The sequence below is a fragment of the Rossellomorea aquimaris genome (assembly GCF_003315075.1).
Taxonomy (GTDB): Bacteria; Bacillota; Bacilli; order Bacillales; family Bacillaceae_B; genus Rossellomorea; species Rossellomorea aquimaris_C.
The window spans coordinates 410,164-437,156 of the sequence record NZ_QNRJ01000001.1 but is presented as its reverse complement, the minus strand read 5'-3'; the positions used below and the strand labels follow the sequence as shown (position 1 = coordinate 437,156).

The 26,993-nt window shown below is 39.4% G+C and carries 31 protein-coding genes and 1 other RNA gene; 22 read left to right on the top strand and 10 right to left on the bottom strand.

What is annotated here, in order from left to right; translation table 11 throughout:
- Positions 1 to 2: 2 nt before the first annotated feature.
- The 4 genes from DET59_RS02230 to DET59_RS02215 all read right to left on the bottom strand — a co-directional run bounded on the left by DET59_RS02230 (position 3) and on the right by DET59_RS02215 (position 5,222).
- Positions 3 to 1,196, bottom strand: a complete 1,194-nt coding sequence (locus DET59_RS02230) for a class I SAM-dependent rRNA methyltransferase (protein ID WP_113967951.1) — start codon at positions 1,194 to 1,196, stop codon at positions 3 to 5.
- 121 nt (positions 1,197 to 1,317) lie between these two features.
- The gene (locus tag DET59_RS02225) at positions 1,318 to 2,151 is read right to left on the bottom strand and encodes an alpha/beta hydrolase (RefSeq protein ID WP_181778029.1); all 834 of its coding nucleotides are present in this window, start codon (positions 2,149 to 2,151) and stop codon (positions 1,318 to 1,320) included.
- Positions 2,152 to 2,386: 235 nt separating this feature from the next.
- A complete protein-coding gene (locus DET59_RS02220) occupies positions 2,387 to 3,619 on the bottom strand; it encodes an aminopeptidase (RefSeq protein ID WP_113967949.1) in 1,233 nt (410 codons plus the stop codon).
- Positions 3,620 to 3,965: 346 nt separating this feature from the next.
- On the bottom strand, positions 3,966 to 5,222 hold the full coding sequence (locus DET59_RS02215; protein WP_113967948.1) for a helix-turn-helix transcriptional regulator: 1,257 nt from the start codon (positions 5,220 to 5,222) through the stop codon (positions 3,966 to 3,968).
- Positions 5,223 to 5,441: 219 nt separating this feature from the next.
- Here DET59_RS02215 and DET59_RS02210 point away from each other — a divergent pair, with 219 nt between their 5' ends.
- Positions 5,442 to 6,461, top strand: a complete 1,020-nt coding sequence (locus tag DET59_RS02210; protein WP_113967947.1) for a threonine aldolase family protein — start codon at positions 5,442 to 5,444, stop codon at positions 6,459 to 6,461.
- Positions 6,462 to 6,519: 58 nt separating this feature from the next.
- On the opposite strand, the gene DET59_RS02205 is transcribed toward DET59_RS02210, so the two are convergent.
- The gene (locus DET59_RS02205) at positions 6,520 to 6,849 is read right to left on the bottom strand and encodes a YckD family protein (RefSeq protein WP_113967946.1); all 330 of its coding nucleotides are present in this window, start codon (positions 6,847 to 6,849) and stop codon (positions 6,520 to 6,522) included.
- 129 nt (positions 6,850 to 6,978) lie between these two features.
- Between DET59_RS02205 and DET59_RS02200 the strand changes: the two genes are divergently transcribed.
- From DET59_RS02200 to DET59_RS02145, 12 genes are all read left to right on the top strand, one after another.
- A complete protein-coding gene (locus tag DET59_RS02200; RefSeq protein WP_113967945.1) occupies positions 6,979 to 7,383 on the top strand; it encodes a sporulation protein in 405 nt (134 codons plus the stop codon).
- Between the two features lie 174 nt (positions 7,384 to 7,557).
- Positions 7,558 to 9,297: a carbon starvation CstA family protein gene (locus DET59_RS02195; RefSeq protein ID WP_113967944.1), complete on the top strand. Its 1,740-nt coding sequence runs from the start codon at positions 7,558 to 7,560 to the stop codon at positions 9,295 to 9,297.
- A 136-nt stretch (positions 9,298 to 9,433) separates the two neighbouring features.
- Positions 9,434 to 9,691 (top strand): cory-CC-star protein, encoded by a 258-nt coding sequence (locus DET59_RS02190; protein ID WP_113968044.1) that lies wholly within the window; start codon positions 9,434 to 9,436, stop codon positions 9,689 to 9,691.
- Positions 9,692 to 9,713: 22 nt separating this feature from the next.
- Entirely contained in the window at positions 9,714 to 10,673 is a 960-nt protein-coding gene (locus DET59_RS02185; protein WP_113968043.1) for an ArsA family ATPase, read from the top strand.
- Between the two features lie 132 nt (positions 10,674 to 10,805).
- Complete coding sequence (locus tag DET59_RS02180) at positions 10,806 to 12,059, top strand: M24 family metallopeptidase (RefSeq protein WP_113967943.1); 1,254 nt, start codon at positions 10,806 to 10,808, stop codon at positions 12,057 to 12,059.
- A gap of 151 nt (positions 12,060 to 12,210) precedes the next feature.
- Positions 12,211 to 12,471 (top strand): metal-sensitive transcriptional regulator, encoded by a 261-nt coding sequence (locus DET59_RS02175; RefSeq protein WP_113967942.1) that lies wholly within the window; start codon positions 12,211 to 12,213, stop codon positions 12,469 to 12,471.
- Positions 12,472 to 12,556: 85 nt separating this feature from the next.
- Positions 12,557 to 12,784 (top strand): sulfurtransferase TusA family protein, encoded by a 228-nt coding sequence (locus tag DET59_RS02170; protein WP_113967941.1) that lies wholly within the window; start codon positions 12,557 to 12,559, stop codon positions 12,782 to 12,784.
- Between the two features lie 49 nt (positions 12,785 to 12,833).
- Complete coding sequence (locus tag DET59_RS02165; RefSeq protein WP_113967940.1) at positions 12,834 to 13,313, top strand: DsrE/DsrF/DrsH-like family protein; 480 nt, start codon at positions 12,834 to 12,836, stop codon at positions 13,311 to 13,313.
- A gap of 48 nt (positions 13,314 to 13,361) precedes the next feature.
- Positions 13,362 to 13,934, top strand: a complete 573-nt coding sequence (locus DET59_RS02160) for a sulfurtransferase TusA family protein (RefSeq protein WP_113967939.1) — start codon at positions 13,362 to 13,364, stop codon at positions 13,932 to 13,934.
- A 31-nt stretch (positions 13,935 to 13,965) separates the two neighbouring features.
- Complete coding sequence (locus DET59_RS02155; protein ID WP_113967938.1) at positions 13,966 to 15,093, top strand: MBL fold metallo-hydrolase; 1,128 nt, start codon at positions 13,966 to 13,968, stop codon at positions 15,091 to 15,093.
- Between the two features lie 84 nt (positions 15,094 to 15,177).
- On the top strand, positions 15,178 to 15,954 hold the full coding sequence (locus tag DET59_RS02150; protein WP_113967937.1) for a sulfite exporter TauE/SafE family protein: 777 nt from the start codon (positions 15,178 to 15,180) through the stop codon (positions 15,952 to 15,954).
- Between the two features lie 267 nt (positions 15,955 to 16,221).
- A complete protein-coding gene (locus DET59_RS02145) occupies positions 16,222 to 17,142 on the top strand; it encodes a DUF1002 domain-containing protein (RefSeq protein WP_113967936.1) in 921 nt (306 codons plus the stop codon).
- A gap of 50 nt (positions 17,143 to 17,192) precedes the next feature.
- Here DET59_RS02145 and DET59_RS02140 read toward each other — a convergent pair whose 3' ends face one another.
- Together DET59_RS02140 and DET59_RS02135 are read right to left on the bottom strand one after the other, a co-directional pair.
- Positions 17,193 to 18,602 (bottom strand): sensor histidine kinase, encoded by a 1,410-nt coding sequence (locus DET59_RS02140; RefSeq protein ID WP_113967935.1) that lies wholly within the window; start codon positions 18,600 to 18,602, stop codon positions 17,193 to 17,195.
- Positions 18,599 to 19,285 carry a response regulator transcription factor gene (locus tag DET59_RS02135; protein WP_113967934.1) on the bottom strand — a complete coding sequence of 229 codons (687 nt, stop codon included), beginning with the start codon at positions 19,283 to 19,285 and terminating at the stop codon, positions 18,599 to 18,601. The genes DET59_RS02140 and DET59_RS02135 overlap by 4 nt, the downstream gene beginning before the upstream one ends.
- A gap of 237 nt (positions 19,286 to 19,522) precedes the next feature.
- Between DET59_RS02135 and DET59_RS21495 the strand changes: the two genes are divergently transcribed.
- The 5 genes from DET59_RS21495 to DET59_RS02110 all read left to right on the top strand — a co-directional run bounded on the left by DET59_RS21495 (position 19,523) and on the right by DET59_RS02110 (position 22,472).
- A complete protein-coding gene (locus tag DET59_RS21495; protein WP_181778028.1) occupies positions 19,523 to 19,927 on the top strand; it encodes a hypothetical protein in 405 nt (134 codons plus the stop codon).
- Between the two features lie 142 nt (positions 19,928 to 20,069).
- Positions 20,070 to 20,432, top strand: a complete 363-nt coding sequence (locus DET59_RS02125; protein WP_258549538.1) for a rhodanese-like domain-containing protein — start codon at positions 20,070 to 20,072, stop codon at positions 20,430 to 20,432.
- A gap of 34 nt (positions 20,433 to 20,466) precedes the next feature.
- Positions 20,467 to 20,763 carry a rhodanese-like domain-containing protein gene (locus tag DET59_RS02120; protein WP_113967933.1) on the top strand — a complete coding sequence of 99 codons (297 nt, stop codon included), beginning with the start codon at positions 20,467 to 20,469 and terminating at the stop codon, positions 20,761 to 20,763.
- Between the two features lie 129 nt (positions 20,764 to 20,892).
- Complete coding sequence (locus DET59_RS02115) at positions 20,893 to 22,017, top strand: MBL fold metallo-hydrolase (protein ID WP_181778027.1); 1,125 nt, start codon at positions 20,893 to 20,895, stop codon at positions 22,015 to 22,017.
- A 65-nt stretch (positions 22,018 to 22,082) separates the two neighbouring features.
- The gene (locus DET59_RS02110) at positions 22,083 to 22,472 is read left to right on the top strand and encodes a YidH family protein (protein ID WP_258549537.1); all 390 of its coding nucleotides are present in this window, start codon (positions 22,083 to 22,085) and stop codon (positions 22,470 to 22,472) included.
- Positions 22,473 to 22,513: 41 nt separating this feature from the next.
- Here DET59_RS02110 and DET59_RS02105 read toward each other — a convergent pair whose 3' ends face one another.
- The gene (locus DET59_RS02105) at positions 22,514 to 22,774 is read right to left on the bottom strand and encodes a DUF92 domain-containing protein (RefSeq protein ID WP_113967931.1); all 261 of its coding nucleotides are present in this window, start codon (positions 22,772 to 22,774) and stop codon (positions 22,514 to 22,516) included.
- 173 nt (positions 22,775 to 22,947) lie between these two features.
- Between DET59_RS02105 and DET59_RS02100 the strand changes: the two genes are divergently transcribed.
- Together DET59_RS02100 and DET59_RS02095 are read left to right on the top strand one after the other, a co-directional pair.
- Positions 22,948 to 23,829, top strand: coding sequence for an NAD(P)-dependent oxidoreductase (locus DET59_RS02100; RefSeq protein WP_113967930.1), 882 nt, complete (start codon positions 22,948 to 22,950; stop codon positions 23,827 to 23,829).
- Positions 23,830 to 24,127: 298 nt separating this feature from the next.
- Entirely contained in the window at positions 24,128 to 24,649 is a 522-nt protein-coding gene (locus tag DET59_RS02095; protein WP_113967929.1) for a type 1 glutamine amidotransferase domain-containing protein, read from the top strand.
- A gap of 74 nt (positions 24,650 to 24,723) precedes the next feature.
- Here the strand turns inward: DET59_RS02095 and DET59_RS02090 are convergent, their stop codons facing one another.
- A complete protein-coding gene (locus DET59_RS02090; protein WP_113967928.1) occupies positions 24,724 to 25,020 on the bottom strand; it encodes a phage holin family protein in 297 nt (98 codons plus the stop codon).
- Between the two features lie 243 nt (positions 25,021 to 25,263).
- Between DET59_RS02090 and DET59_RS02085 the strand changes: the two genes are divergently transcribed.
- Both DET59_RS02085 and ssrS read left to right on the top strand, forming a co-directional pair.
- The gene (locus tag DET59_RS02085; RefSeq protein ID WP_113967927.1) at positions 25,264 to 25,701 is read left to right on the top strand and encodes a peptidylprolyl isomerase; all 438 of its coding nucleotides are present in this window, start codon (positions 25,264 to 25,266) and stop codon (positions 25,699 to 25,701) included.
- A 105-nt stretch (positions 25,702 to 25,806) separates the two neighbouring features.
- Positions 25,807 to 25,995, top strand: a non-coding RNA gene (gene ssrS, locus DET59_RS02080) — 6S RNA.
- Positions 25,996 to 26,216: 221 nt separating this feature from the next.
- On the opposite strand, the gene DET59_RS02075 is transcribed toward ssrS, so the two are convergent.
- On the bottom strand, positions 26,217 to 26,867 hold the full coding sequence (locus tag DET59_RS02075; RefSeq protein WP_113967926.1) for an MtnX-like HAD-IB family phosphatase: 651 nt from the start codon (positions 26,865 to 26,867) through the stop codon (positions 26,217 to 26,219).
- Positions 26,868 to 26,993: the final 126 nt, after the last annotated feature.

The window sequence follows — 26,993 nt, the reverse complement described above, 5'->3', positions numbered from 1 at the left end:
CATTATAGTTTTTGAATAAAGGCGACTTTAAGGTAGTCACTTTGTTTGTATTGACTGAGGGTTTTAAAGTCTTCGGGCAGTGTGTATTCTTCGAGTATTTTATATTTTCCATTGGTTTCTTTAAAGGCTGTTTCAATAAAGCTTTTGAATTTCTTCATATTGAAGGTGCTGCAATTAGTGGATGCCACAATGGTACCCTTTTTTTCAGTGATGGCAATCGCTTCTTTTAACAAATCTTTATAATCCTTAGCTGCACTGAATGTATGTTTCTTTGAGCGGGCAAAGCTTGGCGGATCGAGAATCACAAGATCAAAGGAGAGTTCTTTCTTTACGGCATATTTAAAGTATTTAAAGACATCTTCCACAATGATGTTTTGTGCTTCGTAATCGATCCCGTTAATGCTGAATTGTTCAATCGTTTTACTTAAACTGCGATTAGCGAGATCAACGCTGGTTGTTTCCAGGGCACCACCGAGTGCAGCGAAAACAGAAAATGCTCCTGTGTAAGAGAACGTATTCAATACACGTTTGCCTTCAGAGTACGAGTCACGAATTCGTTTACGCACTTCACGTTGGTCAAGAAAAACCCCTACCATTGCGCCGTCATTCAAATAGATGGCAAATTGAACGCCATTTTCCTTGACGAGAAGGGGGAATGAAGGGCGGGTTCCCTCAACGAAATCATCATTCTCCACATATTTTCCTTCCTGTGCAAATCGCTTCTTCTGATAAATACCTTTGTAATCCGTTAATTCTCTTAATCCTTGCATCACTTCTTCCTTAAAGGCATAGGCTCCTTTTGAATACCATTGAACTAAGTAGTATCCATCAAAGTAGTCAATGGTGATGCCTCCAAATCCGTCTCCTTCACCATTAAACACTCGAAACGCTGTCGTATCTTCACTATAATAGAAGTGAAGACGTTGATTGATGGCAGCTTGAAGCTTTTTTAAGATAAAGTCTTTATCAATTGCTTCTTGTTCCTTCCAACTCAGCAGCCATCCGATTCCTTTGTTCTGTATTCCAGAGTAGCCTTTGGCGATAAAGTCATTGTTATGGTCTACAAGTTTAAGAATTTCTCCTTCTTGAATATTCTCAATCGATGACGTCACATTTTCTTTATTAAGAAGGGGGAATCCTTTTTGGAAATGATGTATGTATTTTGGGTTTGCTTTAATGATTCTTTCTTTTGTCATTCTACTCATCCTAACCTTGAGGTTTAGTCTTGTGTAGTATAGAACGTAAAGGAAGTTTACGCAACTGCACAATAAAAAACTTCCCTATTCAGATATAAAACGGTCTGAATAGGGAAGCTGGTCATTTACCCCATAAGTGATCTCCTACAAGCCGGTCTACTTTTATCGTTTCATGCAGGCCGCTATGAGAAATGGATGGATCATACACGATCCTGGATTGATATTGGTTTTTTTCAAATAGTGATTGACTGCCTATAGCACTTTGAACATTCACCACATCATCACCCGATCCCGCTATGGACAATACGTTTATATTGGAAGGGATTAAATGGCGATTCAAAAACATTTCTTTCAATGCACGTGATTCAGGTTTTAAGTCTATAACAGCTGCACCTGTATTGATTTCATCATAGGATTCCTTCGTAACACCAAGGAAAGGGGTAGCAATCGTAATGAATTTATGGGTCTTAGGGACAAACGAGCTATCCCTGGTATTTAGAATATATTTTGTTGACGCAAGGCCGCCCATGGAGTGTCCCACAATATTTACATTTGAAACGTCAAACTGATGATGTAAAAGCTTCATGGCACTTTCTAACCAAATCGCTTGTTTCTCCAATGATGCCCGATTATCTTCAAAGATGACTTGAACGAGTGGAGGTGAAGTGAGATTTGTGGGAAGAGATCCTTTATACACGACACTGCCATTCTCAGACACGTAAATCTCCAACGTTTTTTGACCCCAGCCATGCTGGTTTTCAAAACGTTCCAGCATCGTTCTGAAAGAATTGTATGTACCTTTATACCCGTGCACAAAGACAGTGGGGTATTTTTCTTCAACGGTTAAGGGTTTTTCACTGGATTGTACATTTGTAGTGCGAAATATTATATATAAAGTGAAGAAAGAGAGAATGATGCCACTCCATATAAACGAATGTTTGTGATTGATCGACAATAAAATCGCTCCTTTAAAAAAGGTATACTTCTATTGTAAAGTATTCGTGAAGTATTGAATATGTTAAAAAAGAAATTTGTTTGTCATATTACATGTAAGTTTTACCAATAGTGTTATAGTGGTTTATATTAAAAACTCTTGTCTCCAAAAGTTTTGTTAAGATAAACCTCAACAAAAAAAGGCTTAAATAAATTATTTAAGCCTTACACCATTATTCTTCCTTCGAAATCAAATTTTAAACCCAATCACCAGCTTTGAAGATAGGTTCAATCGATCCGTCTTCCTTTTCGCCGTCAATATCTAACTGAGCCGATCCTATCATGAAATCTACATGAATCATACTTTCGTTAAAACCTACTTTCCGTAATTGTTCCGCCGTCATATTTTTCCCTTCCTCCACACACACTGATAAAGCTCTACCCAGCGCTATATGGCATGAAGCATTTTCATCAAAAAGTGTGTTGTTGAAGATAATGTTTGTATTAGAGATGGGTGAGTTGTGAGGAACCAATGCCACTTCTCCTAAATAGGAGGCCCCTTCATCTGTTTCCAGCAGATTTTTCAAGGTTTCATATCCTTCTTCAGCTGTGAATTCTACCACTTTACCGTCTTTAAATGTGAGGGAAAAGTTCCTGATCAACGTACCGCTATAGTTAAGTGGTTTCGTACTTGAGACAGTCCCATTCACACCTTGTTTGACTGGGATTGTAAACACTTCTTCCGTTGGGAGGTTCGGAACAAAGGGAATTCCTTGATCATTTGTGAACTGGGCACTGATCCATTTCGTTTGTGGGTGGAATTCAATGGAAAGATCTGTTCCAGGTCCTTTATAATGAAGCTTTTTGTATTTGCTTTGATTTAAACGGTCAGCGTTCTTATTCAGATTACTAATATGAGATTCCCAAAGTGCGACCGTATTCTCCTGATCCGTCCGGGTAGTGTAAAAGATGTTTTCCCATAGTTTATCGATTGCTTCGTCCTGAGAAAGTTCAGGGAAAACAGTTTGAGCCCATTCGATTGTAGGGAATGCCGCTATTAGCCAGCTTATTTTGCCACCGCCGATATAAGCAGAAAAATCTTTCATTGCTTCAGCGGAAGCTCTGTTCAAAATGGCAACTCTTTTTGGATCCGCATCTCTTAATAGGGAAGGGTTCGGTGCCGCTAAATTTAATAGCGCTACATTGTTTTCCGCCATTTCAATAAACCCTTTTGCCTTCCAATCAGGATACGCTTTCAGGCCTTCCTCAGAAGAATTGTCTAAGCGGATTTTCTTTAACTCTTCATCGTAGAAGTCCGTAAGTACATTTAATACACCTGCTTCATAGGCCTTCTTAGTAACAAGTCGAACAAATTTATACGCTGTAATAGGTGCAGAAATCAGAAGTTCTTGATCCTTTTGCAGGTTTAGACCTACCTGTACGATTAAATCTGCGTATCTTTCTAATTTACTTTCAAATGCAGTATTCATCAATAATCCCCCTTGATATGTATTCAATACTAACTATATCTCTTTATTCAGAAAATTTCATTGAATAATTATATTTTCAAATCAATTGATCAATACGTAGAGAAAGTGAACCTTCTTTTACCGTGATTTGTACTTGTTCACATATGGTAGATTGACAGATGAGCTGAAAGATTGAAAAGGACTGGTCCTAAAAAGGGCCAGTCCTGATGGTTTTGTTTTTATAATTTACTTGAGAATGGTGGGAATTCTTCTTCCGGGGAGTTGATTACCACAACACCAGAGAGTGCCATAGCGGTAAGGCTGGTGATTAGTAAAAATTTTTTCACCTTTTTCATCATTTCACCTCCTATAAAGTTAACATTTCTTCATAAATGAGATTGGCTTCATTTAGATGAAATGCTGCATATTTATATTTTCTAACCCCCTGGTAATATTGGCCAAGGAATTTAGAATACTCAGCATATAATAGATGGGATCCGCTCTTTTTAAAGAAGGGCAGTGCATACTCCTTCATAAAAGCTTCAAAACCTTGTGGGAAATCATTTAAAGCAAACTGATAATATGATAATTGATAGAATTTATCCGGGAACTTTTCTTTAGAGCAAAGATGTAATCCTTTAGGTAACCAGAATCGCACTTCGGAAAATTGGTTCTTTTTATAATATTCCTTAACCAAAGAGAGAATAGAGTAGAGCTTTCCTTCTTCGTCTGACCCTTTCAATTCAATACTTCGCAAATAATGCTGAATGGCTTCATCGCTCTTGTTCATAAATGATTTTAAATATCCTAAGTTTTGCTCTACCTTTGAGTTTAACGACGTATAGTCTATGGATTGAGAAATGAAATTGGCCCAATCATAATGCTTTATCGCTTCTTCGCTATAACGTATACGCCGATAGCAAATTCCTAGAATCAAATGCACCTCGGCGCATCTCTTCTGATAGTAGACGCCCTGGAAAATGGAGAGTGACTTCTCGCCGTAGAAGATTGCTAATCGGTACATACTTAAACGGGTCAAGACCAGGCTGAATAAATAATATAAATCTGCTCTTTCTTCTTCATTTATCACATTTCCAACTACATAGCAGGTTTCAGCTTCTTTCAGTTCTCCTTTGGCTTTATCGTACTCTTCAATCAAATAATAATAGTTCCCTTTGTATTTGTGATAATAGAATTTCAGCGTATCGGTCAGTTCTTTATAATTGGATTGGATTTGTTTCATGTGTTCCAACGCATTCTTAAGGTTCCCTTGAATTAATTGAACACGGAAGCAAAGGATTTTATAGAATAAATGCGGAATGAGATCATCCGTCTGTTCCAGGTCCTTCTTAACGTCCACATGGATCGACTTAGCTTCCTCTGTTTTATTCCACAGTAGGGCATGGTTCCAATTCTGAAGTAGTTTGTTCAAATGGGCAGTCGTATCAAGCAGACTATTTACACCTAATCGGCCACAGAGTAAATGAATGATGTCATTTGACGGAGTAACTTGATTGTTTTCCAGTTTGGAAAGGTATGATACGGAAATAATCCCTTTTGATAAATCTTCTTGTGTTAAATTTCGTTTTAGTCTGTGAAAGCGGATTTTAGAACCGATTGTCATATGATCCTTCTCCTCTAACTGGCTTTAATGGCTCTTCTATTTTAGGTAAATGATTATTAAAATAGTAACATATAAAAGAGGTAAATGTTTTGAATATTCCTATAATTATATTTTTTCTGGGTATTTTGTATGGTCTTTTATTCATCTGAAGGTTGATTCATCAAACGCCTTCCTTTGATATAATGACACTAGGGAAGTTTTAAGAGGAGGTATTTCATTTTGATTGATTTAAGAAGTGATACAGTTACAAAACCAACGGAAGAAATGCGTAGGGCTGCCTTTGAGGCTGAAGTAGGGGATGATGTGTATGGAGAAGATCCTACAGTCATAAAGCTTGAGAGAGAAGCGGCCACCTTACTTGGTAAAGAAGCGGCGCTATTTGTAACAAGTGGTACTCAAGGTAATCAAATTGCTGTTTTAACACACACACGTCCAGGGAATGAAATTCTATTAGAAGCGAATTCCCATATTTTCTATTATGAATCAGGAGCGGTTGCCGCATTGGCAGGTGTTCAAACACGTACGATCCATGGGATAAATGGTGAGATGGATCCGATTGAAGTAGAAGAGGCTATACGTACTGAAGATCAGCATTTTCCAGAAACAGGGCTCATTTGTTTGGAGAATACACATAACCGCGCAGGTGGAGCCATTGTGTCCCCAGAGAATATGAAGGCGATCTATACTCTTGCGAAAAAACATTCAATTCCCGTGCACATCGATGGAGCACGGCTCTTTAATGCAGTAAATGCCAGTGGGAGAGATATCAGGGAGTTCACTGATCATTGTGATACTGTGCAAATATGCTTATCCAAAGGGTTGGGTGCCCCTATAGGGTCTATTATCGCAGGTGATCATTCATTCATTAATCGTGCCCGTAAGTGGAGAAAGCGATTAGGCGGGGGGTTAAGACAGGTAGGGATGGTTGCTGCTCCAGGATTGGTTGCATTAACAACTATGAGAGAGCGATTAGTGGAGGATCATGAGAAAGCAATCGTACTTAAAGAAACCCTTCAAGCCTGCAAGGGAATTGAAGTAATCAATTCTGTTGATACAAATATTGTCGTGGCAGATGTAAAGGGAAGAGGAATCACATCAGAGCAATTTATTGATGAGTTAAAAGAAAAGGGGATACTGGCAGTGACCTTTGGACCTACTCTTGTACGTTTTACCACTCATTATGATGTTTCAATGGAAGATATAAACAAAGTGTCTGGAATCTTAAGGAGCCTTTCTTAATTACGGGAGGGAATTTCCTGATCATTTAAGGAGGGAAGGGCCAAAATAGCCCTTCCGCCTACTCTTTGTGATCTAGTTTTTTTCCATGGTGTGGATGAGGATGCCATCTCATCATGTAGTCATTTTCTTTCAGTTTTTGATACTTAGCTTCCATCATTTTAAGTACGTTGTCCCCTTGTTCTTTTGAGAAGACGCCATATTCTACATATTTCTTCACAAGTTCTTTTTTTGTTGAATACATTTGTTCATGCAATTGGGCAAGCTCTGATTTTTGTTCTTCAGTAAGGTTTACCTTAGGTGTTTGTGGTTCACCTTCTGCTGCTGCAAATGTACCGACACTCAGGCTAATCAGGAATACAGCTAAGATAGATACAACCATTTTTTTCATTTTATTCACTCCTTTCCAATGTTTCTCTCATATTCTTTGCGGAAAACTCGCAGAATATGTAGGAATGGATGAATAAGAGGGGTACATGTTAGGGTAAAGACAATCAGGTATATGAAAGGTGGCTGAAATATGTTTAAACAGTTTTTGTCCAGTATCGGGATAGGACATGTTAAAGTAGATACAATCGTGCACAAAACTAAAATTTCCCCTGGGGATTCAATTGAAGGTGAAGTCGTTTTGATCGGTGGCATGGCCGATCAGCCTATTAATGAAATTCATTTATTGCTTCTTGAGAAGTATGAGGAGGATAAAAAAGATAGTGACTTTTCCTATCATGAAAAAGATTTAGATACGATTGTCCTTGATAAGATCGGTACAATCGGTGCGGGTGAAGAAAAGAGGATCTCTTTCACGTTTCCTACATCTTCAGATCATCCGAAAACAACGGATGCTAACAAAACCATTCTAAGAACGACAGTAGACATACCCCAAGCGGTAGATCCGACAGATGAGGATAGCATATACGTCGTTTAACTATAGGGCAGATTCTATTATAGAATCTGTCTTTTTATTTGGCTTAAAAGACCAATAAGAGTAAATGTTCTCATTGAAAACCATAAAAACCCAATGTAAAATGTAGTAAGCGTATACATTCTAAAAATTCAGATATTTAAATGTATACACATTAAAAGATGAAGGAGGAATTTGATGAGTGGTATATGGTTAGCGGTAATAGGAGGGCTTGTCTTTTTGTTTGGGTATAAATATTATTCTAAGCTTATTGCTGAGCGGGTGTACCGTCTGGATCCCAATTATGTGACACCGGCACACCAATACAAAGATGGTGTCGATTTCGTCCCGACGAATAAGTTTGTTCTGTGGGGTCACCATTTTACTTCAGTGGCGGGGGCGGCTCCGATTGTAGGACCGGCAATCGCCGTTTACTGGGGATGGCTTCCCGCATTTTTATGGGTCATTTTAGGGACAGTATTTGCAGCCGGGGTGCATGATTTTGGAACTTTGGTTCTTTCCGTTCGAAATAAGGGACAATCCGTCGGTTCATTGGCCAATAAGTTAATTGGAAAAAGAGCAAAAGTACTATTTCTGTTTATTATATTAATTCTTGTATTAATGGTTAATGCAGTATTTGCATGGGTTATCGCAAATCTTTTTATTACATTCCCTGCAAGTGTCGTATCAGTTTTCATTCAGATCCCACTAGCGATATGGATTGGATATTCAGTTTACAAGCGGAATGGCAGCATGTTAATACCTTCAATCGTTGCACTGGCAGTCATGTATGCATCAGCTGTCATTGCCAGTCGTGTTGAATTTTTGCAAATTGATTTAGTTCGTTATTTCGGAGGACAAGAAGCCACATCATTGTTTGGTTTGAGTTCAACAAGCATGGCTTTCTTGGTGTGGATCGTCATTCTGATGATCTATGTGTACATAGCTTCAACTCTACCTGTTTGGAAGCTATTACAGCCACGTGATTATATCAACTCCCATCAACTAATTGTTGGTTTAGGATTGCTTTATCTTGGTCTTCTATTTACTAACCCTGAAATTACCGCACCAATGACAAACGGAGCAGCAGATGTATCCTGGTTCCCGTTATTATTTATCACGATTGCCTGCGGTGCCATTTCCGGATTCCACGGGTTGGTTTCATCGGGCACATCGTCCAAACAGTTGGATAAAGAAACGGATGCACGCTTTGTAGGATATTTAGGTGCTGTTGGTGAAGGAGCGCTTGCATTGATCGCGATCATTGCATGTATTACATTTTTTCCGAATGTGGAAGAATTCCAAGCGACATACAGCGGTTTTGCTGCAGCAAGTGGAGCAGGGCTGGGTGTCTTCATCCAAGGGGCCGGACAACTTGCAACAGGTGTAGGAATTCCTGCTGATATCGCAGCTACGATTGTTTCAGTAATCATTGTGAGCTTTGCTGCAACAACATTGGACTCTTCTGTACGACTGATGCGATACATCATTGCCGAGTTGGGAGAAGAGTACAACGTAAATCCTTTAACAAATGCTCATGTTGCAACGACGATTGCCGTTGTTTCAAGTGCGGCCTTAACTTTATTACCTCAAGGACCTAAAGGATTCGGGTCGGGTGGATACCTTCTATGGCCGCTTTTTGGTACATCGAATCAATTGCTTGCGGGAATCAGTTTACTTCTGATTACCATCTGGCTAAAGCGCCAAGGCAGGAATTATATCGCTACCTTAATCCCAATGGTATTCCTTATGTTCATGACCTTATGGGCGATGATTAACCAAGTCGTGTTTGAATGGTCAGGCGTAGGTGAATCAGAAGGGAATATGCTGCTCTTTATCTTTGGAAGTATCATTCTTATTTTCACCTTATGGATATTAATAACTGCGGCATCTTCCCTATCCAAAAAGGGAGATGATCCTTCACAGTTCTCTGCTTAGTCAGGAGATAGAAAAAGGGGACCCGGGCTCTTAGTCCCCTTTTTCTACTTATTTTGAAGGAGGAACAAGAATATCAGAATCAGCATGCCTCATTACCGAAACAACTATAAGGAGGGGAACACTAATGGATTCGTCTATGAAAGAAAAGCTCAAAAGAATCATTCAGCTATACGATGAAATGATTCGCCTCCCTCACAAAACGGAAATCGCCAGGGAATTGAGAGATGAGGATGATCTATTCTTATTATTGCTCTATTCGGATATGCTTGGCCTGCCGAATCCCGTTTTTTATTACACATTGGAACTTTATCCATATATAATAGAGAAATTTCACGGTTGGCATTTAAGAATGGGAATGGAGCACTCCCCCTTAGATGGAATCAGATGTTGTTGAAGTATGGGGAGGGGATATATACATGAATGAATTACAACAACAGTCAATTCTTTTTGTAGGAGGTAAGGGAGGTGTTGGGAAATCCACATCTGCTTCTGCTTTAGCGGTAATGTTTGCGAAGATGGGAGAAAAGACGCTAATCATCTCAACAGACCCCGCGCATAACCTGGGTGATATTTTTCACCAGAAAATCAAGGGGGAGAAAACTCCACTACTCAAAAATCTATGGGGGATAGAAATTAATCCGGAGATTGAAACAAAGGATTACATTAACGGAGTGAAACGAAATTTAAAGGGAATGGTTAAATCAAAGATGGTGAATGAGGTTCACCGTCAAATCGATATGGCTGCTTCGGCACCAGGGGCAGAAGAAGCAGCATTATTTGACCGGATGGTTTCCATCATTCTCGAGGAAGGAAATGAGTTCGATAAGATCATTTTTGACACAGCACCTACAGGCCACACGATCCGACTTCTATCTCTTCCTGAACTCATGGGAGTCTGGATGGACGGGATGCTTGAAAGGCGTAAGAAAACAAACAAGAACTATTCACAGCTATTAAATGATGGCGAGCCGGTAGAGGACCCCATTTATGATGTCCTGCAAAAGCGTCGTGAAAAGTTTTCAAGAGTACGGGGGATCCTACTGGATCAAAAAAGAACAGGATTTATCTTTGTCCTCGTTCCTGAGAGGCTCCCGATACTGGAAACGGAAAAAGCCATTGAATTAATGTCTAAGCACGGATTGAAAATTGGGGGACTGATCATAAATAAGATCCTCCCGAATCAGGCAGATGGAGAGTTCCTGCAAAAAAGGAGGGACCAGGAAAAGTTATACCTAAAGCTGATGAGGGAGAAATTCACAAACCAGACATTGTATCGAATTCCTCTATTAGAAGAAGATATTTGTTCACCGCGTCATCTCGAAGAGTTTGTAGATTATCTACAGAGAGAAGTAATGAGTAGTGAAAGAACCATCTAATATAAGAGTATACATATGGACTTGCTGACCATTGGGGGTATTTTATCCAATGGTCATTTTTATTTTTCAGGAGGGAATAATCATCTTTTGTCGAAAATGTAATAAAATCAATGAAATGAGGGAGTGATACCCATGAGTGGAGATATGAAACATTTACCGGGAATTCTTCCGTTGAAGAAAAGAGAAGAAACACAGAACCGATGGCTGTTTCATCGACTTAATACCCTTTTACCTTCCTTAATGAAAAAGAATAATCTAGATATGTGGATTATTGCGGGCAGAGAGTATAATGAAGATCCTGTTTTGAAAAGTCTCTACCCGGCATCAATAGATGGTTCCGGGAGATTGACGATTCTAGTGTTTTATCTTGACGGAGATCAACAAGTGAAAAGGTGGGTACTGCACCCTAATCCGAACTTTGAGCCATTTTATGAACGGGTCTGGAAGCCTGAAGAATGTGATCAATGGGAGTGCCTTAAAAGACTTGTAGAAGTTCACTGCCCTGATACCATTGCCTTGAACTATTCCCCAACTTTTGCTGCAAGTGATGGTTTAAGTCATTCGTTTTACCAACATTTGAGCATACTTCTCGATGAGTACTCACATAAATTTGTGTCTGCCCAACACATCATTGTTGATTGGCTGTCGATCAGGTCATCGAAGGAACTCACAGCCTACCCTTCAATAGCGGAATTTGCGAGGAAAATAGCGGCAGAAGCTTTATCCGGAGCGGTGATCCATCCTGGTATTACAACGACTGAAGATGTAGTTGATTGGATAAGGCAATGCGTATTGGATCTAGGAATGGAAACGTCCTTTTACCCTACGGTGGATTTACAAAGAAAAGGGGCAGCGATGGAACGATTAGAAGGGGAAATCATTCGATGTGGAGATATTGTACATTTGGATTTTGGTATTCGTTATCTCGGTTTAGCGACAGACACCCAGCAACTCGCATACGTTCTCTATCCAGGGGAGGAAGAAGCTCCTGAAGGACTTCAATCCGCATTACAAACAGCTCTAAGATTTGAAGATATCATCACAGAAGAAATGAAGGTGGGAAGAACAGGTAATGAAGTATTTCAACGGGCAATGAACAAGGCAAGAGGTGAGGAGATAGAGGCGATGCTTTATTCTCACCCCATCGGGTATCACTGTCATGAAGCAGGGGCCTTAATGGGATTATATGATCAACAAAGGGACATCCCCATAAAAGGGGATCTGCCTCTAACAGCAAATACATGCTATGCCTTGGAGTTCAACATCAAGCAATACGTTCCAGAATGGAATCAGATTGTCCCGATTTATCTGGAAGAGCCCGTTGCCTTCATACAGAATCAATTGGAATATATGGCGAAAAGGCAAATGGGCTTCTATCTTATATAATGAGTGAATGAGTACAATTGGAGAAATTGTGCTCATTTTTTTATTTAGCTGTTTTTATAAAAAATGGTGGATTATCTTCTTGACATTATACCTAATGGGGTATATTATTGTAATTGTAGCAGGAAACAACAAGCCAACAGGAGGTGTCTTTATGGAATACAATTCACAAGTTAAGAATCGAATTAAACGTGTCGAAGGGCAGCTCCGTGGAATCGTTAGAATGATGGAGCAAGGGGAAGATTGTAAAGACGTTATCACTCAACTTTCCGCAGCAAAAACAGCTCTGGACCGTTCCGTAGGCTTAATCGTCAGTATGAATCTTGTAGAGTGCGTAAGGGATTCACAAGAGACGGGTGAAAATACAGAAACCCTTGTAAAAGAAGCAGTGAATTTATTAGTGAAGAGTCGATAAAAAAAGAAGTTGACATCTTTTTTTATATCATATAATATACCCTTATAGGTATTTTAAATACAATCATTCTTAGGAGGAATTATAAATGAACGCAGATAAAGTACTAGATGCTAAAGGATTAGCCTGCCCGATGCCGATTGTAAAAACTCGAAAGGCAATAAAAGAAATTGAAACTGGTCAAATTTTAGAGATTCAAACAACGGATAAAGGTGCTAAAAGTGACTTAACAGCCTGGGCTAAATCTACAGGACATGAATTGCTCGATTCAAATGAAGAAAATGATGTATTTACATTCTGGATTAAAAAAGGATAAATTTTTTTAAGGGGATCAATACCCCTTACAGTAATTAGGAGGAGATACAATGTCAGAAAGAAAAACAACCAATATTATTCTCTTTAGTGGAGATTATGATAAAGCGATGGCGGCATATATCATTGCGAACGGTGCGGCAGCTTATGATCATGACGTAACCATTTTCCATACATTCTGGGGATTGAATGCTTTAAGAAAAGAAGAAATGGTACCTGTGAAAAAAGGATTTATGGAGAAAATGTTTGGGGGTATGATGCCTCGCGGAGCAGATAAGCTGGGATTATCCAACATGAATTTCATGGGCATGGGTCCTAAAATGATCAAAGGTGTTATGAAGAAGCATAATGCTATGCCTTTACCTGATTTAATTGACATGGCAAGGGAACAAGAAATCAATCTGGTTGCGTGTACCATGACAATGGATTTATTAGGTTTACACAAAGATGAATTATTAGAAGAAATCGAGTATGCAGGAGTAGCTGCGTATTTAGCGGATGCTGAAAATGGTAACGTGAACTTATTCATCTAATTTTTTTGAAATAAAATATACCCTATGAGGTAATTGGAGGTTTTATAAATGAACACGATTGAAACAAACTTCGTATTAGATGCAAAAGGATTAGCTTGTCCAATGCCGATCGTAAAAACAAAAAAGGCCATGAATAACCTGGAAGCAGGACAAGTGATTGAGATCCAAGCAACAGACAAGGGTTCTAAGGCGGATCTTCAAGCTTGGGCAAAAAGTTCTGGTCATGATTATCTCGGAACCATTGAAGAAGGAGATGTTCTGAAGCACTTTGTCCGCAAATCAAGTGGTGAAGAGGCTGTAGAGCGTAAACATGAATCAGTAACGGATAATGATACATTGGCCGGTAAATTGGGCGATGAAAATGTCGTTGTTCTGGATGTCCGTGAAAAAGCCGAATATGCATTCAAACATATTCCAGGCTCGATCTCGGTGCCATTTGGAGAGCTTGAAACACGTGCAGACGAATTGAATAAAGACAAGGACATTTATGTGGTTTGCCGTACAGGAAACAGAAGCGACATGGCGGCGCAATTATTAGCTGAAAAAGGATTTACTAATGTTATCAATGTTGTTCCAGGCATGAGCGATTGGACTGGAGACGTTGAATCGAACGTGAAGTAAAGTATAAACACTAATACTGGGAGGTTAAATTATGTCAGTCAAACCAATGAATTCAAAAGAAGTGGCTCAAAAAGTCATGAACAGAGAAGGTTTATTCATTTTAGATGTTCGTAATGCAGATGCCTTTGAAGATTGGAAAATTGAAGGTGAAAAATTTGAATACCTGAACATCCCATACTTCGTTCTTTTAGATGGTGTAGAAGAAATAATGGATCAACTCCCTAAGGATAAAGACATTCTTGTTGTATGTGCGAAAGAAGGTTCTTCTATTATGGTAGCGGAAATGCTTTCAGATGAAGGGATGGACGTTTCTTACCTTCAAGGCGGAATGAAAGCTTGGAGCGAACATTTGGAGCCTGTTAAAGTGGGTGAATTAACAAAAGGCGGAGAGCTTTATCAATTTGTACGTTTAGGAAAAGGTTGTCTATCCTATATGGTCGTGTCAAATGGTGAAGCAGCGATCGTCGATGCTACTCGTATGACTGATATCTTTATCGATTTTGCAAAAGAAAAAGGTGCAACGATTACAAATGTATTTGATACTCACTTGCATGCCGATCATATTTCTGGAGGACGTAACATTGCAGAAGCAACAAATGCTACCTATTGGTTACCTCCTAAAGATGCTGAAGAAGTTACCTTTGAATATGCTGCACTTGAAGATGGGAATAAAGTCGTGATTGGAAATACAACGATTGATATCACAGCTCTTTACTCACCGGGGCATACAATCGGTTCAACTTCATTTGTGATTGATGAAAAGTATTTATTATCTGGAGACATTCTATTTGTGGACAGTATCGGACGTCCGGATCTTGCCGGGAAAGCGGAAGATTGGGTAGCTGACCTTAGAGAAAGTCTTTACAAACGGTATAAAGACCTTTCTATGGAGCTAACCGTTTTACCGGCTCACTTTATGATTATTGATGAATTAAATGAAGATGGCTCCGTAGGTGAAAAGCTGGGAACATTATTTGCAAAAAACCATGGTTTAAATATCGAGAGTGAAGAAGAATTCAGAAAGCTGGTATCTGAAAACCTTCCACCTCAACCAAACGCGTATCAGGAAATTCGTGAAACGAACATGGGTAAAGTAAGTCCAGATGAAGAGAAACAGCGTGAGATGGAAATTGGACCAAACCGCTGTGCGGTTCGATAATCAAGCGTACTAATCTAAAGAAATAATCAAAATGGGAACCTGCCAGAGAGGTTCCCGTTTTATTAGAAGAGGAGGAACAACACGATGGATTTGGCATTTATCATGACTATTTTTCTAATCGGATTTGTCGGCTCGTATATATCAGGAATGGTAGGGATCGGCGGTAGTATCATTAAATATCCCATGCTCCTTTATATTCCGCCATTGCTTGGAGTAGCAACATTCACTGCTCACGAAGTTTCAGGTATTAGCGCAGTTCAAGTCTTCTTTGCCACACTTGGTGGGGTTTGGGCTTACCGTAAAGGAGGCTATCTTAATAAAACCCTCATCACTTACATGGGTGTAAGTATATTAATTGGTAGCTTCATTGGCGGGTATGGTTCGAAATTCATGAGTGAGGCTGGAATTAATATTGTGTATGGAATTCTTGCATTAATTGCCGCTATCATGATGTTCATTCCCAAAAAAGGCATTGACGATATAAAACTCGAGGACGTTACATTTAACAAATGGTTAGCGGCGATACTTGCCTTGATCGTCGGGGTTGGAGCAGGTATCGTTGGAGCGGCAGGAGCTTTCCTATTAGTTCCGATTATGCTGGTGGTCCTTAAGATCCCGACAAGAATGACGATCGCTTCATCCCTTGCCATCACGTTGATTTCTTCAATCGGATCAACAATCGGAAAGATATCGACAGGTCAAGTGGAATATCTGCCAGCTATGATTATGGTCGTAGCTAGTTTAATTGCATCTCCACTGGGCGCTATGGCAGGAAAGAAAATGAATACAAAGGTTCTTCAAATGATACTAGCCGTTTTAATCCTGGCTACAGCGATTAAAATCTGGCTCGATATACTGTAAACCATTTAAAGCTTAGTTCTGATTCACCTGGTATCTTCTACCCTATAGAGGATTTCTAGTGAACAGAACGAAGCTTTTTTGTGTTGTAGCTTCGTGCGTGTTATAGTAGTGCACAAAAAAGTCATTGTAACTTTCCTCTGGTATGGTTCGTCTAATCAACAGAAAGAAATAAGACTCTAGATGGATGAACATACTTAATGAGACTAGTACAATGGAAGAGTGGAATAGCTCTATTATCTATCCATCATGAAAAAGGGAGAATGATTAATGAAGAAATTGATTACCATTGCCTTACTATTATCACTAATGGTGGGCCTCACCCAGCCAGCATTTGCTGCAGATAATGATAAAAAAAGCATCAATGAAAAATTCGGCCTGCCTATCGTTGTATATGGGGAAACCCTTACCGGCGAACAAAAGAAAGAGGTTCAAGATCAATTAGGAATGGAAGACGGAACCGAAGTGGAAGAGTTTACGGCAACGGGCGAAGACCTTGTGAAGTATATTGAAGGTGAAAACCGTAATGCCCGTATGTTTTCCTCCGCCATGATTACTCGCAAAGAAAAAGGCGAGGGTCTGAAGGTTAATATTGTGACACCGGAAAATATTACGGAAGTGACGAATTCTATGTATTCAAATGCTTTATTAACTGCAGGCGTCGAGAACGCAGTAGTGGATGTGGCCTCTCCTATAAAGGTAAGTGGTCATTCTGCATTAGTCGGAATTTATAAAGCGTATGATGTTAGTGGAGAGAAGCTTGATACGGTGCGTATGGAGGTTGCCAACGAGGAATTAACCGTGGCAACAGAACTTGCCAAAGAAGCTGGGATTGATAAGGAAGAAGTCAGCAACCTGTTAACCGAAATAAAGAAGGAAATAGCCGAACAGGATCCCGCTACGAAAGAAGAAGTTGAACAAATCGTTGAAGAGAAGCTTCAAACTCTGAACATCGAGCTAAGCCCGGAGGATCGCCAGTTATTAATCGATTTGTTTGAAAAAATGAGGTCACTGGATATTAACTTTGATAATGTTCAACAACAATTAGATGACCTGACCAATGACATCCAAACCACGATTAAGGAAATTGTCAAAGATGAAGGGTTCGGGCAAAAAGTGTCTGACTTCTTTACTGGCTTATTAAATGCCATCGCTGATTTCTTTAAATCCATTAAAAATCTATTTGGATAATGGACTATTTTGTATTTAAAATAACAAAAAAGACTGAGTCTGCTATTGACTCAGTCTTTTATTTCAAGTAAAGGAAACCTTAGATAGACCGTTGTTCCTTTGTCTTCTTCACTATCTATAGACAAAGAACCATCGTGTTTATTCATGATTTCTTTGGCGATGGATAAACCGAGGCCGTATCCTCCTGTATTTCTTGTTCTTGACAAATCGGAGCGGTAAAATCTTTCTCCGATACGGGATAAGGAACCTGCAGGAATGCCAATACCGGTATCCCTGATTTTTACAACAGCCATTCCACCTTCTTCGTACGATTGAATGAGAATGCGACTCTCTTCAGGAGAATATTTCAAGGCATTATCCAAAATATTATAGAATACCTGCATGACCCGGTTGGGATCCCCATTAATAATGGATTCTTCATTTAAATCATGTTGGACATCCATTTTTTTGTTTTTTGCATGAGGGCGGATAAGTGTTAAAGAATCCATAATTAACTGAGAGAGTACAATTGGTTCAATATCTAAAGAAAAAGAGCTATCCTCCAATTTATTCAATTCAAGTAGCTCTGTAATTAATTTCTGCATCCGTATCGATTCTTTTTGAATTAGGCGCAGGCTTTTCTCCATTTCTTCAGGGTTCGTTTGAACCTTGTCGGTCAGTGCCTTTGCATATCCACCAATATAGGTAAGGGGAGTCCTTAATTCATGGGCAACATTCGAAAGAAACTGACGCTTCCGTTCCTCTTGATGTTGAAGAGAATCGACCATACTATTAAATGTCAGGGCAAGTTCTGCCATTTCATCTCTCGAGTTGACATTAAGCCTGTCTGAAAAATCACCTTTAGCCACTTTATTTGAAAATTGTTGCATTTCCCTAACAGGTTTAAATAATGATCCTAAAGAAGATTGAATGATCAAGAACAATACAAAATAAAACATGACACCTGTAAGTACCAATATAGGGATCCCTTTACTGAACACTTCCGTCATTTCAGCCAAGGGGATGTATATGAGTAAATACCCCATTAATCTTTCTTGGTTCATAAGAGGAAAGATAGCTCCAATCACATTCCGGTTAAATTCTTCTACATATCCTTCTTTCATTACCAGATTACCTTTAGCCAATTCTCTTTTGTCATTGTTATTGATGAGAGGATTTTGATCAATACGATATGGGAAGCTTTTGGTTAAGTCTTCAAGTTTCTCCACAACAAACACTTCGTAAGGGGAGATCACATTATACCAAAGGATTTTATCCCTTACACTCCCGCTTACGTCACCATAGTGATAGTGATCAGCTGTTCTCTGTCCTTGATAAAGCAGTGACTCCTTAACGGTCCCAATATATAGATCCTTATAGAGAAAATGAATAAAAAGAAATGAAAAGACAATGGTTAAAAATAAGCTGCTTAATAATAGAAGAGAGACTTTTTTATTGAGAGTCAGATTGAAATTTTTCAAACGGATCCCTCGAACTTATAGCCAAGGCCCCACACCGTTTCGATCAAAGGTCCATGGTTCTTCAATTTCAGCCTTAATGTCTTAATATGGGTATCCACTGTACGATCGCTTCCTTCATAATCACTTCCCCATACTTGATCGAGAAGCTGATCTCGCTTATACACTCTTCCTTTATTACGGGCCAGGAACAAGAATAGTTCATATTCTTTTAAGGTTAAACGAGGTGAAAGTTCACCAACTGAAATCGTCCTTGATGCCAAATTAAATGACACCGGTCCATATCGTTCAATCATTGAATGTTGGGACGATTGAGTTCCGTAGGATCTTCTCAGAATCGTTTCGATTCGTGCAACAAGTTCCTCAGCATTAAATGGTTTAACCATATAGTCGTCACTTCCGAGCCTAAGTCCTTTCACCTTGTCTAAATCATCTCCCTTTGCCGAAAGGAAGATGAAAGGGACCTGGCTTGTTTCCCGAACCTCTTTTAGTAATTGATAACCATCCATGAATGGCATCATGATATCCACAACCATGATATCCACATGTGTTTTCTTCAGCTGATCAAGGGCAGCGAGTCCGTTCTCTGCATCTAAGCAGAAATACTGATCTCTGTTTAAATACAGTTTGATCAGCTGCCTCATTTCCGGCTCATCATCCACAATCAGGACATTCCATTTTTTCAACGTAAACCACTCCTATCCATACTACACATGCAATGATAAGTTTTATTATAGACGAAATTAGTGAATTTTTTATGATATAAGAACCATTTACCGTAGTAGCTTTATCCATTTTAGCATGAATTACGGAAGGGGTCGGAAGAGGAAATCCGTTCATGGCTCACTACTTTTCCCAAACAGGGACATTTGCCCTTCCCTTTTTCTCATTTCTTAATAGGCTAATAAAGAGGAGTGACGAAGATGTATGAGAGGAGAACCATGTACAGAAAGAACTTGATGAGCCTATTTAACTCCGGATCCGGATTTCCAAACCTTGGGACTGGATATGGCGGCAATCCTCCAGGCATGTATCCAGGCTATGTACCATGGGAAGGGAACCAGGGTCAAGGAGGGGGATTCGGTGGAGGACCAGGTTATTATAATCAAGGACCTTATGGTAGTACAGCGGGACCCCAAGGTTTTCCGCCACCAGGATTTCCACAGCCCGGTTACGGTCCACCACCATTTGGTCCGGCAGGAGGCTACGGGTATGGTATTAATCCAATCGGTGCAGGTTTAATTGGTCTTGGATTAGGCTTTCTTGGAGGGCAGATTGTAAATAACCCATTTAAGGGCCCACATAAACGCTACTATTATTATCTATAATATATCAAACCGACTCTAAGGACAGAGTCGGTTTTTCTATGGATATACACAGCACTTGACTATATACCTAGTAGGGTATATTATAAAGCTATAAAGTAAATGCTTTGGAATCAGATTAATTCAAACAGATGAGGTGATATTTTTGGAATTTATTGGAGTAATTGTACTAGCCATACTTATTTATCTTTATGTGATGATGAAGAAACCAGGGGAAAATATCAAACAAATTTCAACGAATGAATTAAAATCATTGTTTGGTAATACTGACAAGCAATTCATTGATGTTCGTACACCGGGAGAATTCAGACAAAATCACATCAGACACTTTAAGAACATACCATTACAGTCTTTACAACAACATGCTCACAAATTATCGAAGGATAAAGAAATCATTGTGATTTGTCAAAGTGGAATGAGAAGTGCCAGTGCCTGTAAAGTGCTTAAAAAGCAAGGATTCACAACGGTTACAAATGTTAAGGGTGGAATGAATTCTTGGTCCAATTAATAGAGCTATAACCTTTGAGGGAGAGGGAATATTAATGAAAATAATTTCAGCAAGTAGGGTAAATGAACGATTAACAGCTGGAGAAACATTAAATATTATTGATGTTCGCGAAACAGCTGAGGTAAGAAGTGGGAGAATTCCAAGAAGTATCCACCTTCCATTGGGACTTCTGGAATTTCGAATGAATGAATTAGACAAGAAGAAAGAGTACATCGTGGTCTGTCAATCCGGCGGCAGAAGCAGTCAAGCTGTAAAGTTTCTCGACTATCAAGGATTCAATGTAACAAATATGGACGGCGGAATGCTCGCATGGGAAGGTAAAGTAGATTAAATCATTCTTTCTTCGATTTTCATTATTGGAAAAATAATTATTTTAAATACCCCTACAGGTTTAAAAGGTGGGAAATAGGATAATTTATATACGTTGGGATGAAAATAGAAAGAGGGAGGAATTCATCATATGACAAATGTAAAAGAATTGACGGCAAAGGAACTAACGAAAAAGATACTCAATGGAGACAGCATGTTTATTCTGGACGTTCGTCCAAAGGATGCCTTCGATGATTGGAAGGTAGAAGGGAAGAACGTAAAAATAATAAATAAGCCCTTTTCCGAACTGAAGGAAAATATTGGAGCTGTTCAATCCACTTTACCACGTGATGAAGCCATTTACGTAATATGTGCAAAAGGAAATTCTTCCACGAAAACGGCAGAAATGCTGGTAGAAGCAGGAATGGACAACATTTATTCCGTAAATGGAGGCATGCAGGCTTGGAGTGAATATCATGAGCCTGTAAAAATTGGGGATGTCTCAGGCGGTTCACTCTATCAATTTGTCCGTATCGGGAAAGGTTGTCTATCTTATGCTATCGTTTCAAATGGAGAAGTAGCTTTCGTTGACACCAGCCGAATTTTGAAACCTTATAAGAAATTTATTCAAGACCATGAAGTATCGGTCAAAGCAGTATTTGATTCGCATCTGCATGCAGATCATATCTCAGGCGGACGGTCTTTAAGTAATGAATACAATTCTCCTTATTATTTGCCTCCTAAAGATGCAGAGGACGTTCAATACGAATATAAAGAATTAAATGATGACACGGTCATTAATGTTGGTGATACGACCATTAAAGCTGTATACTCTCCTGGACATACGATTGGGAGCACCTCCTTTATTGTGGACGGTCATTACTTGTTAACAGGCGATATTCTGTTTATTGATTCGATAGGCAGACCTGATTTAGCTGGTAAAGCAGAAGACTGGGTAGGGGACTTAAGGAAAACTTTGTATTCGAGGTATAAAGATCTTGCGGATGAATTGATTGTCTTACCTGCCCACTTTATGACAATCGATGAGATGAATGAAGATGGATCGGTGTCTCATCCTCTAAATGCTCTATATAGAGAAAATCATGGATTAAACATAGAAGATGAGCAGGAATTCAGAAGAACAGTTACAGAAAATCTTCCGCCTCAACCCAATAGCTATGAAAAAATTCGTGAAACCAACATGGGGAAAATGCATCCGGAAGAAGAGGAACAACGGGAAATGGAAACAGGTCCAAACCGATGTGCGGTGCGGTAAAATAAAATGGCGGTTTGAAAAGAGCATAGTAAAATCATGCAAGCATCCTCAATGAGGATGCTTGCATGTATATGGAAGAACCAGGGAAGTGGATATGTATGAACGAAACAAATGAATCAAAATATATTCAGCAGCACCTAGCAAATGAACGAACATTCCTGGCTTGGATTCGTACAGCGATCGCTATTATCGGGATTGGTTTCCTCACAACAAGCTTGCATTATAACTCGCTTCAAGGAGATGCCGTCCAAGATCGAATCGCCGTCTCCATCAGTGCTGTATCGATCATTATCGGGTTAGTTATCATTATTGGATCGACCGTTAACTACTACCGGACGAGAAGACATATAAACACACAAACATTTGTTTCTGCAGATGCCTTCATTAAGATGATGGCGATTGTAGCAACTATTGTCCTTATATTTGTAACCGTATATTTTTTTATGCTGAATTGAAAAAGCTGAACGAGGGGGGTTAACCCACTCGTTCAGCTTTATTAATCTTGCTTTTTTTCATTGTAATATTGAACCGAAGTCATGGCTCCTTCACTCACCATGGAATTGTCTTCAATATTTCCAGGGTCTGGATTTCCGCCTTTTTCAACAGGTAGATCTTCTTTTCTTCTCTTCTTGAATTTCGTTACCAATCCTTCTTTCACATTGTGCAGCTGATTACGCTTCTCCTTCGATGATAAGATCCATCCTAATGAACCAGCCGTAACCGTCGCACCAACAAGTAAGGTTTTATTTACTCTCATTTTATTCTTCCTCCTTCAGGGAATATATAGTTTGTATAGTATGTTCTTTATTTTCCCGGCATACATGAATTTAAACATTAGGGATAGATTCAAATAATTACAGGAGTGGACAATTATTGAGTTCTAGTTAAAAATATACATAATAGATGTAAAGCAAAGGGAGGAAGAAATCAATGAAGGATATTACCAAACAAAGTGTCATTGGATTTATTGGAACAGGTGTCATGGGACAAAGCATGGCAGGCCATCTGCTCGAGGCCGGTTACCAGGTGGTCGTATATAATCGTACGAAAGAGAAAGCAGCGAAGCTTATACATAGAGGTGCAAAATGGGCAGACACTCCAAGGAAAGTGGCTGAAATTTCGGATGCAGTCATTACGATCGTAGGATATCCAACAGATGTAGAAGAAATATACTTCGGTGAAAATGGAATTCTTCATCATTTAAAACGTGACTCATTTGCCATTGATATGACCACTTCATCTCCAAAATTAGCAGAGAGAATTTTTGATATAGGCAAGGATAAAGGAATATCGACATTGGATGCCCCTGTTTCAGGTGGAGATATCGGAGCCAAAGAAGCAAGGCTTTCAATCATGGTAGGAGGAGACGAGGAATCATTCGAAACGGCCAAGCCCCTATTAGGCCTTCTGGGTTCAAATGTTGTGTATCAAGGTAAGGCAGGAGCGGGACAGCACACGAAGATGTGTAACCAAATCACGATTGCTTCTAACATGATGGGAGTAAGTGAAGCCCTTCTTTATGCGAAGAAATCAGGCCTGAATCCGGATAATGTGCTTAAGAGTATCACCTCGGGAGCGGCAGGCAGCTGGTCCCTTAGTAATCTGGTTCCGCGAATGATTGATGAGGACTATGCTCCCGGTTTTTATATAAAGCACTTTATCAAAGATCTTAAGATTGCCCTGGAATCATCCAGGGAGATGGGAATCAAGACTCCGGGGTTAGAGCTCGCCCTCTCATTATATGAAGAATTGGCTCATAATGGGGAAGAAAACAGCGGCACTCAAGCTCTTATAAAATTATTGGAGACATAACAGCGACGGCTGCCTGCCTATCATACTTTACTATTAATTGGGAATGATAGAAGAGTGTTGTTACTAATTTGAAGGTATGGTGATTCTTTTGAAAAGAAATTCGTTTAAGCAATTTTCGACACTCATATACACGTTTGGTTCTATCATGACCGTAGTTGCCTTCCTTGTATCTTATTTCCAAACGAAAACAATCATCCAAGCAATTAAGAAGTATAGTCCGTATAATTAAGATCTATTGTTTGCAATATCCAAACATAACTTAGACAATGATAGTGAAGATAAGTGAGGAGGGGTCCTGTTGAAGCTAACGGGTAAAAAAGTCATTCAATTAGTAAGTGCAGATTTTGAAGATCTTGAACTGTGGTATCCTGTATTACGTTTGCGTGAAGAAGGAGCAATTGTACATATTGTCGGCGAAAATGCAAATCAAGAATACATCGGGAAATACGGGGTTCCGATTGTTTCAGAATACGCGTTTAAAGATATCAATCCGGAAGACTATGATGCAATCCTCGTACCGGGTGGATGGTCACCTGATAAGTTGCGCCGCTATGAAGATGTGATTTCTATGGTTCAAACCATGGACAAGAGTAAGAAGCCAATCGGTCAAATCTGTCATGCGGGTTGGGTTTTAATTTCAGCCAGAATTCTTCAAGGTGTAAAAGTCACCAGCACACCAGGAATAAAAGATGACATGGAAAATGCAGGGGCAACCTGGGTAAATGAACCCGTCGTCACAGATGGTCATATTGTTTCAAGCCGTAGACCACCCGATTTACCAGACTATATGAGAGAATTCATTGAAGTGTTAGCAAAATAAACGAACGAATAAAAAGGACTGGTGCCAAGAGAAACTGTGATTTTAGTTTCACGTGGACCAGTCCTATTTCGTCCCTATTTCTTTTTTTCTCTTTTATTTCGATCATTCACCCGTGAGAAAAACGTCTGTTTAACAGATTGATGGGTGGTAATGGCTGCACCCGTTGCGATGAATCCATTAGCAATTCCATTAAAATCAAAGCCCAATGTCCATCCACTGGCAGCTACTCCCACCAGCAGCAAAATCCAGATAATCAACCAATCCGGAATGTGAGGAGTCCTCTTCAATGCATACCCTAAAACCCATAGCATTGGAACGAGTAAAGTAACTTGAGGATCGATGGAGATCCCACTCAATAAATTTTCGACCATATGTTTCACTCCCTAAAATGAAATATGACTACTATAAAAGCTTATTCGAAGAGGATAGTGTTTCATGACAACCTGTACCCGAAGATTCAGGGGAAAGTGAAAACAACAAGCACATACGGTGAAAATAAATGAAGAGGTACTTTCATTGAAATGTTTCCTAATGAAAAGTGACCTATAAAGTGACATAGTAATTGTTCAATGATATTATATTGATTGACTTAATATAAAAAGGAGCTGTTTATAATGGCAAAAAAAGGATACATACAATTTCAAACAGGTGAAAAAATCGAATTTGACTTATTTCCAAATGAAGCACCTGGAACAGTGGCAAATTTCGAAAAATTAGCAAACGAAGGTTTCTACAACGGTTTAAGCTTCCACCGTGTCATCCCTGGTTTCGTAAGCCAAGGCGGATGCCCTAATGGTAATGGTATGGGTGGTCCTGGATATACAATCAAATGTGAAACAGAAGGAAATCCACATAAACATGAAGAAGGTTCATTATCCATGGCCCACGCTGGTAAAGATACTGGAGGAAGTCAGTTCTTCATCGTTCATGAGCCACAGCCTCACCTAAACGGCGTTCATACCGTTTTCGGGAAAGTGACATCAGGAATCGACATCGCGAAATCAATGAAAAACGGCGACGTTATGGAGAAAATGGAAGTATACGACGCGTAATGAAAGAGGGACGGACCTTGGTCCCGTTCTTTTGTGAACGAATATCTATTGATGGTAGAGAAAAACAATAGTTGAAATGCCATTCATGATGATGTATTATACTAATACAGGCTGCGTTGTACGTAATCATAACGAAGTTTTAACCTTTAAACTGTAATAGGGAGTTTTACATCGAAGTTGGAATGTCAAGCCTCCACGATTTGAGGACGACAGGAAACCTTCTGCAAACACCCACTTTGAGGAGTGGTGGTTTAAAACTTTCTTATATCAAATTACGGCAAATGTGGCTCCTTACATTAGTATCTCAAGCCAGTTCCCAATCGGGGGCTGGCTTTTTTCATATCCATGAATATAATCAGTCAATAAAAAAGACCGAATTCCTAAAGGGAATTCGGTCTGAAGGTTTTTATAGCGAGGCCCCTCCCCTCCGTACATGGTTAAGTGTCCCGCAACAAGCGAATGTTCGGGAGAGGCAAGATAATTGTATCACGCAAAGGCAAGATAAGCAAAAAGATCTAGCGCAGCACTCCAAGACGTATTAGATGTTGCTCAATGTCGATGAAATCATTCACTTCAATATGAGGAGTATGGTTTTCATTCAGGATATCCTGTAATGCTTCCATGGCAAAAGTGATATCTGCCACTTTGGCAGGATGACTATCTGGTTCACTATCACCTGCAAAATAAATGGTCTCATACTCTTTTTTGAGATCAGTAAGAACTTTTGATTTATCGATTCCATATCGTTCGGAGTGATGTGGATGTTCAGGATCAATATTCATATGTACATTCTTCTCTTTATAGTATCCTTCATTTGAGTACACCTCAACGCCAGTAATTGCGTACTGCCCAAGAATATGATGAATATAGTAATCCGTACCTGCGCTTAATATATAGAAGTCCCCTCCTTGTGCCTGCACTTTACGGATGAAGGAAGGAACGTGTTCATCAATCTCCAGAGAATGTATATCTTCAATGATCTGACTTTCTTCTTGATGTATGGACGTGAAAACCTGACGCAAAAATTCGATGTCCTTCATTTCTCCAGACTTCCATTGTTTGTATAAAGCTTGCCCCTCTTCAAAGTACTTCTCCAGTACAAGATGATAAAAATCCTTTTTAGAGATCGTGCCATCAAAGTCCGAAACAAATGCCCATTTTTTCATACCATCTCCTCCTCATTACTAGTCCAGTCGATTGTATCATGTTTAAAGCAGGGGATGGAAGCGAAGGGGGAGAGGTGAACTTTAATTATATTATGTAAACTGTTATAACAATTAAAAAATATCACC

What these genes read in the sequence shown, in the direction of transcription:
- DET59_RS02150 (WP_113967937.1), top strand. Translation starts at nt 15,178, where the DNA reads ATGGATTTGGCATTTATCATGACTATTTTTCTAATCGGATTTGTCGGC.
- DET59_RS02200 (WP_113967945.1), top strand. Translation starts at nt 6,979, where the DNA reads ATGTTTAAACAGTTTTTGTCCAGTATCGGGATAGGACATGTTAAAGTA.
- DET59_RS02180 (WP_113967943.1), top strand. Translation starts at nt 10,806, where the DNA reads ATGAGTGGAGATATGAAACATTTACCGGGAATTCTTCCGTTGAAGAAA.
- DET59_RS02215 (WP_113967948.1), bottom strand. Translation starts at nt 5,222, where the DNA reads ATGACAATCGGTTCTAAAATCCGCTTTCACAGACTAAAACGAAATTTA.
- DET59_RS02170 (WP_113967941.1), top strand. Translation starts at nt 12,557, where the DNA reads ATGAACGCAGATAAAGTACTAGATGCTAAAGGATTAGCCTGCCCGATG.
- DET59_RS02090 (WP_113967928.1), bottom strand. Translation starts at nt 25,020, where the DNA reads ATGGTCGAAAATTTATTGAGTGGGATCTCCATCGATCCTCAAGTTACT.
- DET59_RS02190 (WP_113968044.1), top strand. Translation starts at nt 9,434, where the DNA reads ATGAAAGAAAAGCTCAAAAGAATCATTCAGCTATACGATGAAATGATT.
- DET59_RS02195 (WP_113967944.1), top strand. Translation starts at nt 7,558, where the DNA reads ATGAGTGGTATATGGTTAGCGGTAATAGGAGGGCTTGTCTTTTTGTTT.
- DET59_RS02230 (WP_113967951.1), bottom strand. Translation starts at nt 1,196, where the DNA reads ATGACAAAAGAAAGAATCATTAAAGCAAACCCAAAATACATACATCAT.
- DET59_RS02110 (WP_258549537.1), top strand. Translation starts at nt 22,083, where the DNA reads ATGTATATGGAAGAACCAGGGAAGTGGATATGTATGAACGAAACAAAT.
- DET59_RS02145 (WP_113967936.1), top strand. Translation starts at nt 16,222, where the DNA reads ATGAAGAAATTGATTACCATTGCCTTACTATTATCACTAATGGTGGGC.
- DET59_RS02155 (WP_113967938.1), top strand. Translation starts at nt 13,966, where the DNA reads ATGTCAGTCAAACCAATGAATTCAAAAGAAGTGGCTCAAAAAGTCATG.
- DET59_RS02085 (WP_113967927.1), top strand. Translation starts at nt 25,264, where the DNA reads ATGGCAAAAAAAGGATACATACAATTTCAAACAGGTGAAAAAATCGAA.
- DET59_RS02205 (WP_113967946.1), bottom strand. Translation starts at nt 6,849, where the DNA reads ATGAAAAAAATGGTTGTATCTATCTTAGCTGTATTCCTGATTAGCCTG.
- DET59_RS02115 (WP_181778027.1), top strand. Translation starts at nt 20,893, where the DNA reads ATGACAAATGTAAAAGAATTGACGGCAAAGGAACTAACGAAAAAGATA.
- DET59_RS02165 (WP_113967940.1), top strand. Translation starts at nt 12,834, where the DNA reads ATGTCAGAAAGAAAAACAACCAATATTATTCTCTTTAGTGGAGATTAT.
- DET59_RS02185 (WP_113968043.1), top strand. Translation starts at nt 9,714, where the DNA reads ATGAATGAATTACAACAACAGTCAATTCTTTTTGTAGGAGGTAAGGGA.
- DET59_RS02220 (WP_113967949.1), bottom strand. Translation starts at nt 3,619, where the DNA reads ATGAATACTGCATTTGAAAGTAAATTAGAAAGATACGCAGATTTAATC.
- DET59_RS02105 (WP_113967931.1), bottom strand. Translation starts at nt 22,774, where the DNA reads ATGAGAGTAAATAAAACCTTACTTGTTGGTGCGACGGTTACGGCTGGT.
- DET59_RS02175 (WP_113967942.1), top strand. Translation starts at nt 12,211, where the DNA reads ATGGAATACAATTCACAAGTTAAGAATCGAATTAAACGTGTCGAAGGG.
- DET59_RS21495 (WP_181778028.1), top strand. Translation starts at nt 19,523, where the DNA reads ATGTATGAGAGGAGAACCATGTACAGAAAGAACTTGATGAGCCTATTT.
- DET59_RS02075 (WP_113967926.1), bottom strand. Translation starts at nt 26,867, where the DNA reads ATGAAAAAATGGGCATTTGTTTCGGACTTTGATGGCACGATCTCTAAA.
- DET59_RS02160 (WP_113967939.1), top strand. Translation starts at nt 13,362, where the DNA reads ATGAACACGATTGAAACAAACTTCGTATTAGATGCAAAAGGATTAGCT.
- DET59_RS02100 (WP_113967930.1), top strand. Translation starts at nt 22,948, where the DNA reads ATGAAGGATATTACCAAACAAAGTGTCATTGGATTTATTGGAACAGGT.
- DET59_RS02120 (WP_113967933.1), top strand. Translation starts at nt 20,467, where the DNA reads ATGAAAATAATTTCAGCAAGTAGGGTAAATGAACGATTAACAGCTGGA.